This is a genomic window from Cronobacter sp. HA18003 (assembly GCF_011605905.1).
GTDB lineage: Bacteria > Pseudomonadota > Gammaproteobacteria > Enterobacterales > Enterobacteriaceae > Cronobacter > Cronobacter sakazakii.
In genome coordinates, this window is sequence record NZ_JAANQO010000011.1 from 1,201,692 (window position 1) to 1,218,593 (window position 16,902).

Sequence of the window (16,902 nt, forward strand, 5' to 3'; positions counted from 1 at the left end):
AGATGGTCGCGCTCAGAGCGCATTGATAAGCATACTGTGGCCGTCAATCTGTAAACGGCGAAACGGCAAGCCGTAAGCCTCGCCGAGCCGCGAGGTCGTCATTACCTCATCACGCGCGCCCTGGGCGAGCATTTTGCCCTCGCGCAGCAGCCAGACGCGCTGCGCATGACGCAGCGTATGGTTCAAATCGTGACTGCTCATCACCACCGCTATCCCCGCCTGCGACAACAGAGCCAGTAGCCTGTCGAGCGCGGCCTGCTGCGCGACGTCCAGACTGTTCATCGGCTCGTCGAGGATCAGCAGCCTGCCGTGGGGATGATTGCGCGGGTGGATTTGTAAGATAACGCCGGCGAGACGCACACGCTGCCATTCGCCGCCGGAGAGCGCGTTAACCGGACGCGTCAGCTTGTCGTCAAGCATCAGACTGCGCGTCACCTCTTCCAGCGCGGCGGCGCACTGCGCGCCACCGTGGAGCGTCAGATAGTGCCAGACCGGCATGGCGAATGGCGGCGTCTGCTGCTGCGTCAGATACGCCCGCTGACGCGACAGCGTGGCCGCGCTCAGCGACGTAAGCGGTTGGCCGTCCAAGAAGGTTTCGCCTGCGCCATCAGACAGGCCCGCCATACGATGCAGCAGCGTGCTTTTGCCCGCCCCATTAGGGCCGACAAGATGGACAATATCGCCCGCCTCAAGCGTCGCGCAAAGCGGCCCAAGCCGGGTGCCCACCGCGACATCACGCAGCTGCATCAAAGGCATCGTTACTTCGCCAGCGCCAGCTTAATGGCTTCCATCACGATCGGATCTTCCGGCGTCATATCCGGTGAGAAGCGCTGGATCACCTGACCGTCGCGACCCACGAGGAATTTTTCAAAGTTCCAGAGGATGTCGTCCGGGTAGAGCGGCGCGCGGCCTTTACTCGCCATACGCTCATAAAAACCGCTTTGCTCCGGCGCGACAGCTTTCGGCGCGGCGGTGATGAGCTTCTGATACAGCGGGTGCCGGTTGTCGCCGTTGACGTCGATTTTGCTGAACATGGGGAACGTCACGCCGTAAGTGGTGCTGCAGAACGTTTTGATCTCGTCTTCGCTGCCCGGCTCCTGGCCCAGAAACTGGTTGCACGGGAAGCCCAGTACGCGAAAGCCGGACGGCTCCCAGGCTTTATGAATATTTTCCAGCTGCTCATACTGAGGCGTCAGCCCGCACTTTGAGGCGACGTTAACGATCAACAGCACTTTGCCTTTGTACTGCTCAAGCGAAATGGTTTCACCGTCAATGGTGGTCACTTCGGTATTCAGAATGTCGTGTTGCATAGCTTCCCCTTAAGAAGAGTGAGATGGAACTAACGTCCAGCCTTTAATAATAGCCAGATAAATACCGGCGCGCCCAGGGTGGCGGTGACCACGCCAATCGGCAACTCTGCGGCCGCGAGCGTCAGACGCGCGATGATATCGGCCGCAAGCAGCACCCCGCCGCCTGCCAGCATCGCGGCGGGCAGTAATGCCCGATGATCGGTAATGCCGCACAGGCGCAGCATATGCGGCACCACAAGGCCGACAAAACCAATCGCGCCAGCCAGCGCCACGCTGACGCCCGCAAGCCAGCCAGTGGCGATGACCAGCGCGTTGCGCCACAGCCAGACCGGCAGACCAAGCTGACGCGCGGACGTTTCGCCGAGAGACAACATATTCAGCGCCCTCGCCTGCATCCCGCCCCAGACGAGCGGCGGAAGCAGCGCGAGCATCAGCCAGCCCTGCTGCCAGTCGATGCCGCTGAAACCGCCCATCATCCAGTACATGAGCTGGCGCAGATCAAGACTGGTGGAAAAATAGACGGCCCAGGTCATGAGCGCACTACAGACGATGCCGAGCGCAACGCCTGCCAGCAACAGACGGCTGGTGGTGAGATGACGCCGCGCGAAATGCAGCAAAATAAGCGTGGCGATAAGCGCACCCGCAATAGCGCACAGCCCGAGCAACCAGCCTGGCAGCACGCCGCCGCCAAGCATGACCGCCGCGACCAGCCCCACGCCCGCGCCATTAGAGACGCCAAGAAGCCCGGGTTCTGCGAGCGGGTTTTCAAATAGCGCTTGCATCATGGCACCACAGAGCGCAAGCGCCGCGCCCACCAGCACTACGGCAATCGTGCGCGGCAGCCTGATTTGCCAGACGAAGAGCTTGCCTGCGTCGGCTGACCATGCCGCAGGCCAGAGCCAGACGTCGCCCGCGCAGAGGCTCACCATCACCGCCAGTACGAGCGCCAGCGCAAGGCCCGTCAGCACGCGTCGCTCGCGGCGGCGTTGGGTATGAATACACAGGGAAAGTGAGGCGAGTTGAGATTTCATGCCTTTGATTTTACGGCTCGCTTTACGCACGACAAAGAAAAAAGGCCGCGGGATGCGGCCTTTTTGGTCAGGTCAGATTAATTTTCTTTCGGCGAAGCGTTCTCTACGCGACTTTTCAACTTCTGCCCCGGGCGGAAGGTAACCACACGGCGAGCCGTAATGGGAATATCTTCACCGGTTTTCGGGTTGCGTCCGGGACGTTGGTTCTTATCACGCAGGTCAAAATTACCGAAACCGGAGAGTTTTACCTGCTCGCCATTTTCCAGAGCGCGACGGATCTCTTCGAAAAACAGCTCTACCAGTTCTTTGGCATCCCGCTTGCTAAGCCCAAGCTTATCAAACAGATATTCTGACATTTCAGCTTTTGTAAGCGCCATAGGTTCAATCCCTCAATGATGCCTGGAATCGCTCTTTTAGTGCCGTTACACATTTCGCAACAGTAGCGGCAATCTCGTCTTCTTCGAGTGTACGGCCGGTATCCTGAAGGATCAGGCTGATGGCAAGGCTCTTATAACCCTCCGCAACACCCTTACCGCGGTACACGTCAAATAAGTTTACGCCAACTACCTGATTTGCGCCAACTTTCTTACACTCGGCCAAAATATCTGCTGCCGGTACGTTTTCAGCGACCACAACGGCGATGTCGCGGCGGTTCGCCGGGAAGCGGGAAACCTCCTGCGCCTGCGGTATGGCACGCTCGGAAATCTTGCTCCAGAGCAGCTCAAACACCAGTGTGCGGCCATTGAGGTCAAGCTTACGCTCAAGCTCAGGATGCACAACACCAATAAAACCAATGCGTTCGCCTTTTAAATAAATGGCAGCACTTTGGCCGGGATGCAAGGCCGGATTGGCTTCTGCACGGAACTCAATTTCAGATAATTTACCCGTAAGTTCCAGAACCGATTCCAGCGTCCCTTTCAAATCGTAGAAGTCAACGCTGGCTTTCGCCAGATCCCAGTGCTCCTCATAACGGTTGCCGCACAGCGCGCCTGCCAGCATAAGATCCTGGCGAATGCCGAGGTCTGCCTGTGTATCAGGCACAAAGCGCAGGCCCGTTTCAAAGATACGAACGCGGCTCTGCTGACGGTTCTGGTTATAAACGACCGTGGTAAGCAGACCGCTCAGCAGCGACAGGCGCATCGCCGACATTTCGCTGGAGATCGGGCTTGGCAGGATCAGCGCTTCTTCACCCGGATGCAGCAGCTGCTGCACTTTTGGATCGACGAAGCTGTAGGTGATCACTTCCTGGAAGCCGTGATCGTTTAGCAGCGTTTTCACGCGCTTGAGCGAGAGATCCGCTTCACGATGGTTGCCCATTACCAGCGAGGCCTGTACCGGCTCGTTCGGAATGTTGTCGTAGCCGTAAACGCGGGCCACTTCTTCCACCAGATCTTCTTCAATCGCGATGTCAAAACGCCATGACGGCGCGACCGCCTGCCATTCGTCCTGCCCTTCAGTAACTTCACAGCCGAGGCGCTTCAGGATGTCGGTCACCTGTGCATCGGCAATGTGATGGCCGATCAGGCGATCGAGTTTACTGCGGCGCAGCGTGATGGTCGCGCGCGTCGGCAGATGAGTTTCGCTTGTGATATCGATAACCGGGCCTGCTTCGCCACCGCAGATATCAAGCAGCAGACGCGTGGCGCGCTCCATCGCTTTGAACTGCAGCTGCGGGTCAACGCCGCGCTCGTAACGGTGAGAAGCGTCGGTGTGCAGGCCATGACGGCGTGCGCGGCCGGTGATGGCGAGCGGCGCGAAGAAGGCGCATTCCAGCAGGACGTTGCGGGTTTCGCCGTTAACGCCAGAGTGCTCGCCGCCGAAAATACCGCCCATCGCCAGCGCTTTTTGATGGTCAGCAATCACCAGAGTGTCAGCGTTCAGGGTCGCTTCGTTGCCATCCAGCAGCGTCAGCGTTTCGCCCTCTTTCGCCATGCGCACTACGATGCCGCCGTCGATACGGTCGAGATCGAACGCGTGCATCGGCTGGCCCAGCTCAAGCAGCACGTAGTTAGTTACGTCAACCACGGCATCGATTGAACGAATGCCACAGCGACGCAGTTTTTCACGCATCCACAGCGGCGTCGGCGCGGTCACATCGATGCCTTTCACAACGCGGCCCAGATAGCGCGGGCAGGCGTCTGCGGCGTCGACCTGAATCGGCAGCGTATCATTGATGGTCGCCGAAACCGGCGCGATGTCCGGTACATTCAGCGGCTCGGCATTAAGCACGGCGACATCGCGCGCTACACCGATAATACCCAGGCAGTCGGCGCGGTTCGGCGTCACGCTGATTTCGATGGTGTTGTCATCAAGCTTCAGGTATTCGCGAATATCCGTACCAATCGGCGCGTCGGCCGGCAGTTCGATAATGCCGCTGTGATCGTCGGAAATCCCAAGCTCAGAGAACGAGCACAGCATCCCTTCGGACGGCTCGCCGCGCAGTTTCGCCGCTTTGATTTTAAAATCGCCCGGCAGGACCGCGCCGACGGTCGCTACCGCCACTTTAAGCCCCTGACGGCAGTTCGGCGCGCCGCAGACGATATCGAGCAGGTGTTCGCCGCCCACGTTAACTTTCGTGACGCGCAGTTTGTCGGCATTCGGATGCTGGCCGCATTCGACGACTTCGCCCACGACCACGCCGTGAAACGCGCCCGCGACCGGCTCCACGCCATCCACTTCGAGACCCGCCATCGTGATTTGATTCGCCAGCGCCTCGCTGTCGAGGGCCGGATTAACCCACTCGCGTAACCACAGTTCGCTAAATTTCATTGTTCTGTCCTGCCCTTATTTAAACTGTTTGAGGAAACGCAGATCGTTTTCGAAGAAAGCGCGCAGATCGGTCACGCCATAGCGCAGCATGGTGAGACGTTCCATGCCCATGCCGAACGCGAAGCCGGAGTAAACTTCCGGATCGATGCCGACATTACGCAGCACGTTCGGATGCACCATGCCGCAGCCCAGCACTTCCAGCCACTTGCCGTTTTTCCCCATAACGTCCACTTCAGCGGAAGGCTCGGTAAATGGGAAGTAAGACGGACGGAAACGAATCTGCAGATCTTCTTCAAAGAAGTTACGCAGGAAGTCGTGCAGCGTGCCTTTCAGATTGGTGAAACTGATGTTTTTATCGACGATCAGCCCTTCCATCTGATGGAACATCGGCGTGTGAGTCTGATCGTAGTCGTTACGATAAACACGGCCCGGCGCGATGATGCGAATAGGCGGCTGCTGATTTTTCATGGTGCGGATCTGCACGCCAGAGGTCTGGGTACGCAGCAGGCGCGTCGCGTCGAACCAGAAAGTATCGTGATCCGCACGTGCCGGGTGGTGCCCCGGAATGTTCAGCGCGTCGAAGTTGTGATAGTCATCTTCAATCTCCGGGCCGGTCGCTACCGTAAAACCGAGTTCACCGAAAAAGCTTTCGATACGATCAATAGTACGAGTGACCGGATGCAGACCGCCATTCTCCACGCGGCGGCCCGGAAGCGAAACATCGATAGTTTCTGCCGCCAGACGGGCATTCAGCGCGGCGCTTTCCAGCTCATTTTTACGCGCGTTCAGCGCCTGCTGAACCTGCTCTTTGGCTTCGTTGATAACCGCGCCCGCGGCCGGGCGCTCTTCCGGCGGCAGTTCGCGCAGGGTGGTCATCTGAAGGGTCAGATGCCCTTTTTTCCCTAAATATTCGACGCGTACGTTATCTAACGCGGCAACATCCTGGGCGCTGGTTATGGCCGCCTTTGCACTGGCAACCAGATCTGCGAGATGTGGCATGGTTTTCCTCGTTATTCGGCGCTTGCGCCGGTTTGTTGAACTCTGTCTTGTTATTCTTCTGTTTCAGGTGACACGCCTTGCGGCCAAATAAATCTGCGGCGCGTGTGTCGCCTGCCACTTGAAACAGACCCAAAAACGGCAGATATAAAAAAAGCCTCCTGATGGAGGCTTCTGGCGTTGATTTTCCGTTTCTTTTCTTACGCGCAAAGCCCCTCTGATTCAGGCGCTAAAGTAAAAAAAGAAGCGGAAAATGGCAGCGTTCATGCTTGCGTTACCCTGAGGCTTAATGGCGAATTCTCTTATTGAAAGGCGCGCCAGTAAAAATGTCAACAGATTGATATGGCAGAAATTAAAAGAGGGAGCGTGGCTCCCTCTTTCAACTGGCTTACGCCAGAGCTGCTTTCGCTTTTTCAACCAGGGCAGAGAATGCCACTTTGTCGAATACGGCGATGTCAGCCAGGATCTTACGGTCGATTTCAACAGAGGCTTTTTTCAGGCCGTTGATGAATTTGCTGTAAGAAATACCGTTCTGACGTGCTGCTGCGTTGATACGTGCAATCCACAGCTGACGGAACTGACGCTTACGTTGACGACGGTCACGGTAAGCGTACTGACCTGCTTTGATAACAGCCTGGAAGGCAACGCGGTATACGCGAGAACGCGCACCGTAGTAGCCTTTAGCTTGTTTCAAAATTTTCTTATGACGTGCACGTGCAATCACACCACGTTTTACGCGAGCCATAGTGCTCTCCTGTTTCTATTCTGTAAAAAAGTTAAAAGTTAAACGGCTTATGCGTACGGCAGGCACGCGATTACCAGACCCAGATCGCCTTTGGAAACCATGGCTTTCGGGCGCAGGTGACGTTTACGCTTGGTCGCTTTTTTGGTCAGAATATGACGCAGGTTAGCGTGCTTGTGCTTAAAACCACCTTTACCGGTTTTTTTGAAGCGCTTAGCAGCACCGCGTACGGTCTTAATTTTTGGCATCTTAATTACATCCACTTCGCATTGTTAATTAAACGAAACGTAGGCGAACAAAATCTGTGAAGCCCAAAGGCTCCACAGAAACTGTTACTTGAAGGCCTTACTGTTTCTTCTTAGGAGCGAGCACCATAATCATCTGGCGGCCTTCGATCTTCGTTGGGAAGGATTCGACTACTGCCAGTTCTTGCAAATCGTCTTTCACGCGGTTAAGCACTTCCATACCGATTTGCTGGTGGGCCATCTCACGACCGCGGAAGCGGAGCGTGATTTTGGCCTTATCGCCTTCTTCGAGAAAGCGAATCAGGCTGCGGAGTTTTACCTGATAGTCGCCTTCATCTGTACCAGGACGGAATTTAATTTCCTTAACCTGGATAACTTTTTGCTTCTTCTTCTGTTCCTTAGAAGACTTACTCTTTTCATAAAGGAACTTGCCGTAGTCCATGATACGACAAACTGGCGGCTCGGCGTTAGGGCTGATTTCAACTAAATCTACTCCAGCTTCTTCAGCCTTTTCGATAGCTTCTCTCAGACTCACAATTCCCAGCTGCTCGCCTTCCAGACCTGTTAAGCGAACTTCCTGGGCGCGAATCTCGCCATTGATACGATTCGGACGTGCCGTTTGAACTCGTTTTCCGCCTTTAATACCTTATTCCTCCAGTTGTTGAAGACTGCGGCTGCGAATCTCTTGCTGCAGCTTTTCAATTACGTCGTTAACGTCCAGGCTACCGAGGTCTTTACCACGACGGGTACGAACGGCCACTTTGCCTGCTTCGACCTCTTTATCGCCACAAACTAACATGTATGGAACACGACGTAATGTATGCTCGCGGATTTTAAAGCCAATCTTCTCGTTTCTCAAGTCTGCTTTTACACGAATGCCTGCATTTTGTAGTTTACGGGTCAATTCGTTAACGTATTCAGACTGCGAATCGGTGATATTCATCACCACGACCTGTACCGGAGCAAGCCATGTCGGGAAGAACCCGGCGAACTCCTCGGTCAGGATACCGATAAAACGTTCCATTGAGCCCAGAATCGCGCGGTGAATCATCACCGGCACCTGGCGCTCGTTATTTTCGCCCACATAAGACGCGCTCAGACGCGACGGCAGGGAGAAGTCGAGCTGTACAGTGCCACACTGCCAGGCGCGATCGAGGCAGTCATAGAGCGTAAACTCGATTTTCGGGCCGTAGAACGCGCCCTCACCCGGCTGATATTCAAACGGGATATTGTTCTCTTCCAGCGCAACCGCCAGGTCGGCTTCCGCACGGTCCCACATTTCGTCCGTACCGATGCGTTTTTCCGGGCGCGTGGAGAGCTTCACCACGATTTTTTCAAAGCCGAAGGTGCTGTACATGTCATAAACCATGCGAATACAGCTGTTCACTTCGTCGCGCACCTGCTCTTCCGTACAGAAGATATGGGCATCATCCTGCGTGAAACCACGTACACGCATCAGACCATGCAACGCGCCCGAAGGCTCGTTACGGTGGCAGCTACCGAACTCTGCCATACGCAATGGCAGGTCGCGGTATGATTTTAGCCCCTGATTAAAGATTTGCACGTGGCCCGGGCAGTTCATCGGCTTGATGCAGTATTCACGGTTTTCGGAAGAAGTCGTGAACATCGCGTCTTTATAGTTATCCCAGTGACCGGTTTTTTCCCACAGTACACGGTCCATCATGAACGGACCTTTAACTTCCTGATACTGATACTCTTTAAGCTTTGAGCGAACAAACGTTTCCAGCTCGCGGAAGATAGTCCAGCCGTCGTTATGCCAGAACACCATACCCGGCGCTTCTTCCTGCATATGATACAGGTCGAGCTGTTTGCCGATTTTACGGTGATCGCGCTTCGCGGCTTCTTCCAGACGCTGCAGATAGGCATTCAACGCTTTCTTATCTGCCCACGCAGTACCATAGATACGCTGCAGCATTTTGTTGCTGCTGTCGCCACGCCAGTAAGCGCCTGCGGTTTTCATCAGCTTAAAGTGATGGCAGAAGCGCATATTCGGCACGTGCGGACCGCGGCACATATCCACATATTCTTCGTGGTGATACAGGCCCGGTTTATCGTCACGGGAAATATTTTCATCAAGAATAGCGACTTTGTAGTTCTCGCCACGCTTCACAAACGTTTCGCGGGCTTCCTGCCAGCTCACTTTTTTCTTGATGACGTCGTAATTAGTTTCCGCCAGCTCGTGCATACGCTTTTCGAGGGCGTCGATATCTTCCTGAGTCAGGGTATGGTCGAGATCGACATCGTAATAAAAGCCGTTGTCGATAACCGGGCCAATCGCCATTTTGGTATGGGGCCACAGCTGTTTGATGGCATGACCCAGCAGGTGCGCACAGGAGTGACGGATAATTTCCAGACCGTCTTCATCTTTCGCGGTAATAATCGCGAGCTGAGCGTCCTGTTCGATACTGTCGTGAGCGTCCACCAGCTCGCCATTCACGCGGCCTGCGATACAGGCTTTCGCGAGGCCCGGACCGATATCCAGGGCAACATCCATGGGGCTGACAGCATGGTCGTAATGGCGTTGGCTGCCATCAGGAAGCGTAATAACAGGCATTATAAATCCTTATTCACAGTGGTGACCCACACGCAAGATCACATATGATTTGAAAAATGGTTTTGATTCAGTAAGTTATGTAGCCATCTGACCAACATTCGCCAAATTGGTACACACTTTTGGTACGCAACGCCTATTCCATATGGCTTTCAGGCTTTGCTTCTATACCCATGGTAACACTAATAAAATGGATAAAGCTATCCATGCTCAGATGGCAGGTACTCATGCCCGGAATGAGCGATAAGCGTCAGTTAGAGCGCAAAGTCTCTGTTTCCCGCTTCCTGGGCTGAGCGCCCATCGCTTATTACGCCAGCAATAAAAGGCGCATTTATTCGGCAAACTTCAATAGCGCTTCGCCATCAAGGCGATAGCGTACCCATTCAGATTGCGCCGCCGCGCCAATGCTGAGATAAAAATCGATGGCAGGCTGGTTCCAGTCCAGCACGCTCCACTCAAGGCGACCACATTGCCTTTGCACCGCGCACCGGGCGATATGTTTTAACAGGCTTCTTCCCGCCCCTTTACCGCGATATTCAGGCGAAACATATAAATCTTCCATATAAATGCCGTTACGCCCGAGCCATGTGGAATAGCTGGTAAAGAAAACGGCATATCCTACAGCTTTATCGTCAATCTCGCATATCAGCGCTTCCGTTTTGCTGCCTGCGCCAAAGAGCGTTTCCCGAATCTCCTCTGGCGTCGTGACCACTTCATGTGGGGCTTTTTCATAGACCGCCAGTTCATAAATCATTTCATAAATTGCCGTTGCATCTTCCGGACGGGCTGCGCGAATGGTGTAGCTCATTGGTTTTCCTGTTATCTCATCATGGGCAGACATTGATGGCGTTAAGCATACGGGGTAATGTCAGGAGAATTAAGTGCAATGAAATCACTCAATGATGAATATTATGCATCCATCCTTAAGGCGTCTTGATTTAAATCTTTTACCGGTTTTTGACGCTATCTATCGGCACCGCTCCGTTCGCAAGGCTGCCGATGAACTGGCGATGAGCACCTCGGCCCTGAGCCACGCGCTGTCGCGGCTGCGCACCACGCTTAACGACCCGTTATTTTACCGGGAAGGCCACCGCATGTGCCCCAGCGTATACGCCACACAGCTTGCGCCTTCCATCGCTTCGGCACTGAAATTTCTCAATCAGGAGCTGACGCCGCAGCCGGAGTTTGACCCGGCTTGCAGCACAGAGTGCTTACAGATTGCCATCACCGATTTCACCGCGTTTTGCATTTTCCCTGCCCTCATGTACCGGCTGCAGCACGACGCGCCCGGCCTGCGTTTTGAGTTACGCTATTTACCCCACAGCCCGGCGCTGAATGAACTGCTGGCGGGCGAAATGGATCTGGCGCTTGGATTCAGCGCACCGGAGGATATCCGGCACCCGGAGCTGGACGAGATCGACTGGCTGGCAGATGACTATGTTGTTATCAGCAACCCACGCAGAGCACAGCTGACGTTTGAGGATTATCTTGCAGCCAGACACGTGGTGGTAACGCCTTGGAATGAAAAGCAAGGCGTGCTTGATTCTCAGCTGGAAAAGATGGGCTATACGCGCCACATCGCGCTCAAAACCCCTTCTATGCTTGGCGCGCCGTTTATCGTTGCAGAAAGCGACTTACTCATGGCGCTTCCCCGCTTTGCCGCGCAAAAACTGCTGCCGGCAACCGATCTCAGAATATTTGAATTACCTTTCGAAGTACCGTCGTTTGAAGTGAAAATTTATTCACATCAACGCAGTGGTAAACGCGGCGCAACCGACTGGCTTAAGCGCGTCCTGCAAGCGCTGGCAAGAGATAGGTAGCACGTGAAAATCACGTTCTCGTTAATTAAGCACTCAGCGCGCTACAGGCGTCCCGGGCTTTCATCGCGCAGGAGATCCCCCTGCACGGCGGCGTAACGCTCTTTTGCCCTGATGCTTGTGTCAGCGACCGCCTGGTTCTGGGGGGTGAACTTTTCCTGACAATCGCAACACTCTACACTGCGGGATTCATTTGCTGGCATCGTTAACAGAGGAAAAACGCATGGCGCTGGAACCAGAAATTGCACGTCTTGTTGATGACTTTATCGCGGCGGGCCGCCCTTCGCCGCGCACGCAGACATTTGAAGAGCGTCGCGCAGGTTATATCGCCAGTACGGCGCTCGCCGGTGTTTCTGAGACCCGCGTGAATATTGAAGATACGACGATTGACGCTATTCCTTTACGTATCTTCTCGCCTCTGAATAGAGAGAACGCGCTCCCGGCGATTATCTATTATCACGGCGGCTGTTTTGTGAGCGGCGGGTTTGCTACGCATGATAATCAACTGCGCCAGCTGGCCTTTTTAAGTGGTTGTCGGGTGATTGCGGTGCAATACCGTTTAGCGCCAGAGCATACTTATCCCGCCGCACATGATGATGCCGAACGCGCCGCGCAGCTCATCTGGCGGAACGCGGAAACACTGGGCATAGATCGCCGCCACATGACATTTATGGGCGACAGCGCGGGCGGTCATCTGGCGCTGATAACCGCCCTGCGATTAAAAAATAGCGGCGCGTGGCTGCCCCGCCAGCTGGTGCTGATTTATCCGATGCTGGACGCCACGGCATCCTCTGAGAGTTATCGATCAAACGGTACCGATTATGTCCTGACGAGCGACGCGTTTCTGAGCGGTTTCGAGGCTTATCTTGCTGATACTGATGTTTTGCACCCTGAAGCCAGCCCGTTATTTCGTAATGATTTCGCAGGATTACCGCCGGTACATATCATCACGGCGGAATATGATGCGTTACGTGATGAAGGCGAAGCGCTGTTTGCGCGGATGACGCAGCAAGGGGTGAACTGCACGGCGCAGCGTTATCTCGGCGTTATTCACGGTTTCTTTCAGCTTGGCGGCATCAGCCAGGCCGCGCGCAATGTAATGCAGGATATTTGTGCCTTCATACGTTCAGGAAATACGCATTAGGGCGCTGCATTTAACCAAGCGTTCTGGAGAGAATAATGAGCCCCTGATGCTCGTCGAACCCATGTTTGCGGTAGAAGAAATCGGAGGGGTAAGCTTTATGGGTGTTGAGAATGATCGCATTCAGACCTTCGTTTAAAGAACGATCGGCGATGAAATTCATCAGCGCGCTACCAACACCCTTTCCCTGACAATCGGGATCGACGAAAAATTCATCGATATAATACTCAACGCCCCCCGGCCACGGTTTCTTAAAACCGATGCTCACTGCGACTATTTTCTCGTCATATCTGGCAATGTAACCTCTGAAATAATTATTTTTCAGATGTTGCTGGATAAAAGCGATGACCGGCGCCAGCTCGCTCTTTTCAAACCAGGGCGCTTCTTTATAGACCTTACAGTAGAGATGGGCGCATTCGGTGATATGGGTATCGTTAAGCGCTGAAAAATCAATTTTCATTTAAGTCCCTGCGTCAGCCGGTTTACGGATCAGGCAAATCTACTTCACCGCACAGAAAAGTGTCAAAAAGAAGGCGTCAGAAAGGAGCAATGAAAGCGAGTCTTAGCAGCTAAAAATGACAGCGTCAGGCGGCCTGATCAAGTGTCTGACGCTGCGAATCATCGAGAGGCGTTATTTCTTGTTAGCGCTAACGAGGGTCTCGTCCGCTTTCCAGAGGCGATATTTCACGTCGATATTTTCGGGCGCATACACCACTACCGGCAGCTTGCTGTTGTAATTCAGCATACCATTTTCACCAAGGTTTGCGGTGACGAATTTTTTCTCTTTTTTACCGTCCCGGCAGGCCATCATGGTTGAGGTATACATGACCGAGCCGTCTGCATTTTTGGCGGATTCAAACGTGTAATAGTCATATCCCCAGCCTTCGAGTGTTTTACGCTCAAATTTTCCGGCCAGCTGATGCTTATTACAATCAACGTCAAGGGTCTGGCCTATAACCAGTTCGACTTTGTAGGATGCTTCATCCTGGCGCTCAGGCAATTCGATCACCTGACGAACCATGCCTTTTTCCGCCTTTGGAAAAGGCGCGATATTTTCAGACGTTTTTTTGGCGGCGAATACGCTACCGGAAATGCAACCAGCAGCAGCCAGGCTTAACATGAGCGCTGAAATTTTATTCATTATGAAAGTTCTCCACAGGTTTTAGCTCCACGGTAAAAACTGAATTCAATTTCAAAAACCGTGACAATCACTGCCATATTATTCATAAGCAGTGTTTTATGTCACCCTCACGCAAACCATAGCTAATTTTTCTCTGTATCATTTATTTTACAACGCGTAAAAATCAACGGTTACTCACGTTAATAATCGTTAACCGGCTTAGCGCTTCAGAACCGCGGTGCGATACCATGTTTCGGTGATTTAATATTGGCCGCCCAGACTTTGATCTCCTTCTGGCTCATTAAAGTAAAATCTGAACGCAGCTTTTCGACGAGCGCGTTGACTTTATCGGCGTCACGTACCAGATAGTGCTCAATCTTTTCTGAGCCCTGCTGGGTACAAAAATAGTCAGCGGGAATGATGTCACTGTTGATTTCCAGTGCTCTTGGCTGCGCCGGGCATTTTCCTGGCGTCAGAGAAGAGATCACCATATTCGCTGAACGGAAACCCGCCTGCGAAATACTCAGCATGACCGGACTGCCCCCGGCGGTCTGGGTCATATCATATAAAACCGCGTCTTTTTCATACCACGTATTATATTCGCGGCCCTGAACCACTGCGCTGGCAGGGCCAGTGCTGCCAAGAAAAAGGCAGCACATCAGAAAGGATTTTTTCATTGTTATTCATTGCCGGTGTGTGTGCAGCGATCATTCACAATCTGATTTTAAGAATCAAGCTATTAAGTTTTTACTGAGTACAACGGAATGCGGGGATTCAGGAATAACTAAAGGCAGGTAAAGCAGGAAAAGCAGGAAAAGCAGGAAAAAGAAAAGCCCCCGCAGGGGCTTTAGTCTTACTCGTTAATACGAGGATGCTGGTCAACCAGACGGGTGCGTTTCTCCTGCAACTCGGCGATCTCTTTATCAATATCTTCAATTTTCTGTTCGATATTGTCATGGTGCTCACGCAGGATTTCGCGCGCCTCCTGGATATCCGATGCCGCAGGCGTCGCGCCCTTCAGCGGACGGTTTGCCGTCTCTTTCATCGTCAGGCCAGTAATCAGACCAATGACCGCGATAACCATCAGGTAATAGGCTGGCATCATCAGGTTTTCTGTACCTTCCACCAGCCACGCTGTCACGGTCGGCGTCAGACCGGCAATCAATACCGAGATATTGAACGCGCTTGCCAGCGCGCTGTAGCGGATGTGCGTCGGGAACATCGCCGGGAGCGAAGACGCCATCACACCGGTAAAGCAGTTGAGGATCACCGCCAGCATCAGCAGGCCGGAGAAAATCAGGCCAATCACGTTGCTGTTAATCAGCACGAACGCGGGGATGGCGAGCACCATCAGCGCGACGCTACCGAAAATGACAAACGGACGACGGCCAAAACGGTCACTGAGCAGGCCCATCACCGGCTGCACAAACAGCATACCGATCATAATCGCGATAATAATCAACACCCCGTGTTCTTCGGAGTAGTGCAGATTGTGCGACAGATAGCTCGGCATATAAGTAAGCAGCATGTAATAGGTCACGTTGGTGGAAATCACCAGACCGATACACGCCAGCAGGCTGCGCCAGTGTTTAGTCGCAATCTCTTTAAAGGAGACTTTCGGGCCGTGCTGCAAACCTTCGCGATCGCCCTGCTCCAGCTTATCAACATGCTGCTGGAACGCCGGCGTTTCTTCCAGCGCATGGCGCAGGTAGAGACCAATCAGGCCAAGCGGCAGCGCCAGGAAGAACGGCAGTCGCCAGCCCCAGCTCAGGAAATTCTCTTCGCCAAGGATAGCAGAGATAAGCACCACCACGCCTGCGCCCAGTACGAAGCCCGCAATAGAGCCGAAATCCAGCCAGCTGCCCATAAACCCACGTTTACGGTCCGGGGAATATTCCGCGACAAATATTGACGCGCCCGTATATTCGCCGCCTACCGAGAACCCCTGCGCCATTTTACAGAGTAACAGCAGGACAGGCGCCCAGATACCTATCGACGCATACGAGGGAATAAGCCCGATACAGAATGTACTGACGGACATAATCACAATGGTTATGGCGAGGATTTTCTGACGACCATATTTATCGCCGAGCATCCCGAAGAACAGCCCGCCCAACGGACGGATAAGAAAGGGAACCGAAAACGTCGCCAGCGCGGCGATCATCTGCACGCTTGGATTGGCATCCGGGAAAAACACTTTGCCGAGCGCGTAAGCCACAAAGCCATACACACCAAAATCAAACCACTCCATCGCGTTACCGAGAGAGGCTGCGGTAATCGCCTTACGAAGTTTCGCATCATCAATAATCGTGACGTCACTCAGAGAGATCGGTTCTACTTTTTTTCTTTTAAGCTTCATATCCATCCTCATTGAATTCGCTCTTTGACTTGGGTGGCGGTCAGCCGCTTCCCTCAGTCCGCTTCCTTAGCGATAAAGAAGCCTTATCTTTCCAGGACTTCCTTTAAGAGCGTAGCAGGATCTCGTCCCGCTGTTAGTAATGACACATCCGAATGTGCTTACCTGCGTTTTCAGATGCCTGACCCTTCTTTACCCTAACAGCGAACAAATTTGCGATCAACTTCACAGTTTATTTTATCGCGTTTAAGCGCCTTGATTTGGCATATTTCATTAGTCCGCTAAGGGATGTCAGGCGAAAATACCTGGTTCTGTCAGGGATAATTTTATCAGGGCATTGAGACTGGCTGAGAAGCAGGGAAATAGCGTCGTCGGATCATTATCCTGATAAGAATGAACTTACCGGTGCGCACGAGGGTGCATAAAAAATGTAAGAAACATTATGGCGAAAAACAGTAATAAAAAAGCCGAATCAGAGGATCCGGCTTTTACCACGATAAAGCATCACTGATCTTCATCAGGACCAGTCGCCTGCAACCAGCGTTTGCGTGTTAAACGCATCATTCATTGACTGGCCTGTCGAGGCTGCACCTGGCTGAAGACTGGTGCCTGCTTCGATGTCGCTTACGCGCCATCCGGCATACGGGGCTTTATTCTGTGAAGGCTGGGCCGTCGGGGTCGCGAAAGCGCTGAAGGAAAGCACGCTTAACGCCAGAGCGGCGGCCGCGGTTTTGAGGGTATTCATCTTTATTATCTCTTCTTTGCAGCATATAAATGGGTGACGTGTTATTCACCACCTGTGT

19 protein-coding genes and 1 other annotated feature are annotated in these 16,902 nt (G+C 53.4%); of the genes, 2 read left to right on the top strand and 17 right to left on the bottom strand.

Annotated features, from left to right (window positions below):
* Positions 1-12 precede the first annotated feature (12 nt).
* The 12 genes from btuD to G6041_RS06755 form a co-directional block, all read right to left on the bottom strand.
* Positions 13-756 (bottom strand): vitamin B12 ABC transporter ATP-binding protein BtuD, encoded by a 744-nt coding sequence (btuD, locus tag G6041_RS06700; protein ID WP_012124992.1) that lies wholly within the window; start codon positions 754-756, stop codon positions 13-15.
* Between the two features lie 2 nt (positions 757-758).
* A complete protein-coding gene (locus tag G6041_RS06705) occupies positions 759-1,310 on the bottom strand; it encodes a glutathione peroxidase (protein WP_166491642.1) in 552 nt (183 codons plus the stop codon).
* 29 nt (positions 1,311-1,339) lie between these two features.
* Entirely contained in the window at positions 1,340-2,341 is a 1,002-nt protein-coding gene (btuC, locus tag G6041_RS06710) for a vitamin B12 ABC transporter permease BtuC (protein ID WP_012124993.1), read from the bottom strand.
* Positions 2,342-2,418: 77 nt separating this feature from the next.
* The gene (gene ihfA, locus G6041_RS06715) at positions 2,419-2,718 is read right to left on the bottom strand and encodes an integration host factor subunit alpha (protein ID WP_004387086.1); all 300 of its coding nucleotides are present in this window, start codon (positions 2,716-2,718) and stop codon (positions 2,419-2,421) included.
* Between the two features lie 4 nt (positions 2,719-2,722).
* Positions 2,723-5,110: a phenylalanine--tRNA ligase subunit beta gene (gene pheT / locus G6041_RS06720; protein WP_012124994.1), complete on the bottom strand. Its 2,388-nt coding sequence runs from the start codon at positions 5,108-5,110 to the stop codon at positions 2,723-2,725.
* A 15-nt stretch (positions 5,111-5,125) separates the two neighbouring features.
* Entirely contained in the window at positions 5,126-6,109 is a 984-nt protein-coding gene (pheS, locus tag G6041_RS06725) for a phenylalanine--tRNA ligase subunit alpha (RefSeq protein ID WP_007867262.1), read from the bottom strand.
* A 144-nt stretch (positions 6,110-6,253) separates the two neighbouring features.
* Positions 6,254-6,378 (bottom strand) — a sequence feature (Phe leader region).
* Positions 6,329-6,373 carry a pheST operon leader peptide PheM gene (pheM, locus tag G6041_RS21300; RefSeq protein WP_106120997.1) on the bottom strand — a complete coding sequence of 15 codons (45 nt, stop codon included), beginning with the start codon at positions 6,371-6,373 and terminating at the stop codon, positions 6,329-6,331. It overlaps the preceding feature by 45 nt.
* Positions 6,379-6,494: 116 nt before the next feature.
* On the bottom strand, positions 6,495-6,851 hold the full coding sequence (gene rplT / locus G6041_RS06735) for a 50S ribosomal protein L20 (protein WP_000124849.1): 357 nt from the start codon (positions 6,849-6,851) through the stop codon (positions 6,495-6,497).
* Between the two features lie 47 nt (positions 6,852-6,898).
* Positions 6,899-7,096 carry a 50S ribosomal protein L35 gene (gene rpmI / locus G6041_RS06740; protein ID WP_001124225.1) on the bottom strand — a complete coding sequence of 66 codons (198 nt, stop codon included), beginning with the start codon at positions 7,094-7,096 and terminating at the stop codon, positions 6,899-6,901.
* A gap of 97 nt (positions 7,097-7,193) precedes the next feature.
* Complete coding sequence (gene infC, locus G6041_RS06745) at positions 7,194-7,736, bottom strand: translation initiation factor IF-3 (RefSeq protein WP_012905609.1); 543 nt, start codon at positions 7,734-7,736, stop codon at positions 7,194-7,196.
* Between the two features lie 3 nt (positions 7,737-7,739).
* A complete protein-coding gene (thrS, locus tag G6041_RS06750) occupies positions 7,740-9,668 on the bottom strand; it encodes a threonine--tRNA ligase (RefSeq protein ID WP_004387090.1) in 1,929 nt (642 codons plus the stop codon).
* A 328-nt stretch (positions 9,669-9,996) separates the two neighbouring features.
* Complete coding sequence (locus tag G6041_RS06755; protein ID WP_007894044.1) at positions 9,997-10,473, bottom strand: GNAT family N-acetyltransferase; 477 nt, start codon at positions 10,471-10,473, stop codon at positions 9,997-9,999.
* A 91-nt stretch (positions 10,474-10,564) separates the two neighbouring features.
* On the opposite strand from G6041_RS06755, the gene G6041_RS06760 reads away from it, so the two are divergent.
* A complete protein-coding gene (locus tag G6041_RS06760) occupies positions 10,565-11,485 on the top strand; it encodes a LysR family transcriptional regulator (protein ID WP_012124999.1) in 921 nt (306 codons plus the stop codon).
* A gap of 220 nt (positions 11,486-11,705) precedes the next feature.
* Positions 11,706-12,626, top strand: a complete 921-nt coding sequence (locus tag G6041_RS06765) for an alpha/beta hydrolase (RefSeq protein WP_012125000.1) — start codon at positions 11,706-11,708, stop codon at positions 12,624-12,626.
* Positions 12,627-12,636: 10 nt separating this feature from the next.
* On the opposite strand, the gene G6041_RS06770 is transcribed toward G6041_RS06765, so the two are convergent.
* The 5 genes from G6041_RS06770 to G6041_RS06790 form a co-directional block, all read right to left on the bottom strand.
* On the bottom strand, positions 12,637-13,083 hold the full coding sequence (locus tag G6041_RS06770; protein ID WP_007865618.1) for a GNAT family N-acetyltransferase: 447 nt from the start codon (positions 13,081-13,083) through the stop codon (positions 12,637-12,639).
* A 171-nt stretch (positions 13,084-13,254) separates the two neighbouring features.
* A complete protein-coding gene (eco, locus tag G6041_RS06775) occupies positions 13,255-13,764 on the bottom strand; it encodes a serine protease inhibitor ecotin (RefSeq protein ID WP_166491643.1) in 510 nt (169 codons plus the stop codon).
* A 206-nt stretch (positions 13,765-13,970) separates the two neighbouring features.
* On the bottom strand, positions 13,971-14,420 hold the full coding sequence (locus G6041_RS06780) for a hypothetical protein (protein ID WP_004386556.1): 450 nt from the start codon (positions 14,418-14,420) through the stop codon (positions 13,971-13,973).
* Between the two features lie 176 nt (positions 14,421-14,596).
* Entirely contained in the window at positions 14,597-16,102 is a 1,506-nt protein-coding gene (gene proP / locus G6041_RS06785) for a glycine betaine/L-proline transporter ProP (RefSeq protein WP_007894028.1), read from the bottom strand.
* 514 nt (positions 16,103-16,616) lie between these two features.
* Entirely contained in the window at positions 16,617-16,844 is a 228-nt protein-coding gene (locus G6041_RS06790; protein WP_012125003.1) for a hypothetical protein, read from the bottom strand.
* Between the last annotated feature and the right edge of the window lie 58 nt (positions 16,845-16,902).

Coding starts and splice junctions, on each gene's coding strand:
- btuC (WP_012124993.1), bottom strand. CDS start 2,341: ATGAAATCTCAACTCGCCTCACTTTCCCTGTGTATTCATACCCAACGC.
- G6041_RS06705 (WP_166491642.1), bottom strand. CDS start 1,310: ATGCAACACGACATTCTGAATACCGAAGTGACCACCATTGACGGTGAA.
- rplT (WP_000124849.1), bottom strand. CDS start 6,851: ATGGCTCGCGTAAAACGTGGTGTGATTGCACGTGCACGTCATAAGAAA.
- eco (WP_166491643.1), bottom strand. CDS start 13,764: ATGAATAAAATTTCAGCGCTCATGTTAAGCCTGGCTGCTGCTGGTTGC.
- G6041_RS06765 (WP_012125000.1), top strand. CDS start 11,706: ATGGCGCTGGAACCAGAAATTGCACGTCTTGTTGATGACTTTATCGCG.
- G6041_RS06760 (WP_012124999.1), top strand. CDS start 10,565: ATGATGAATATTATGCATCCATCCTTAAGGCGTCTTGATTTAAATCTT.
- G6041_RS06770 (WP_007865618.1), bottom strand. CDS start 13,083: ATGAAAATTGATTTTTCAGCGCTTAACGATACCCATATCACCGAATGC.
- G6041_RS06780 (WP_004386556.1), bottom strand. CDS start 14,420: ATGAAAAAATCCTTTCTGATGTGCTGCCTTTTTCTTGGCAGCACTGGC.
- G6041_RS06790 (WP_012125003.1), bottom strand. CDS start 16,844: ATGAATACCCTCAAAACCGCGGCCGCCGCTCTGGCGTTAAGCGTGCTT.
- btuD (WP_012124992.1), bottom strand. CDS start 756: ATGCCTTTGATGCAGCTGCGTGATGTCGCGGTGGGCACCCGGCTTGGG.
- pheS (WP_007867262.1), bottom strand. CDS start 6,109: ATGCCACATCTCGCAGATCTGGTTGCCAGTGCAAAGGCGGCCATAACC.
- proP (WP_007894028.1), bottom strand. CDS start 16,102: ATGAAGCTTAAAAGAAAAAAAGTAGAACCGATCTCTCTGAGTGACGTC.
- ihfA (WP_004387086.1), bottom strand. CDS start 2,718: ATGGCGCTTACAAAAGCTGAAATGTCAGAATATCTGTTTGATAAGCTT.
- thrS (WP_004387090.1), bottom strand. CDS start 9,668: ATGCCTGTTATTACGCTTCCTGATGGCAGCCAACGCCATTACGACCAT.
- pheT (WP_012124994.1), bottom strand. CDS start 5,110: ATGAAATTTAGCGAACTGTGGTTACGCGAGTGGGTTAATCCGGCCCTC.
- rpmI (WP_001124225.1), bottom strand. CDS start 7,096: ATGCCAAAAATTAAGACCGTACGCGGTGCTGCTAAGCGCTTCAAAAAA.
- G6041_RS06755 (WP_007894044.1), bottom strand. CDS start 10,473: ATGAGCTACACCATTCGCGCAGCCCGTCCGGAAGATGCAACGGCAATT.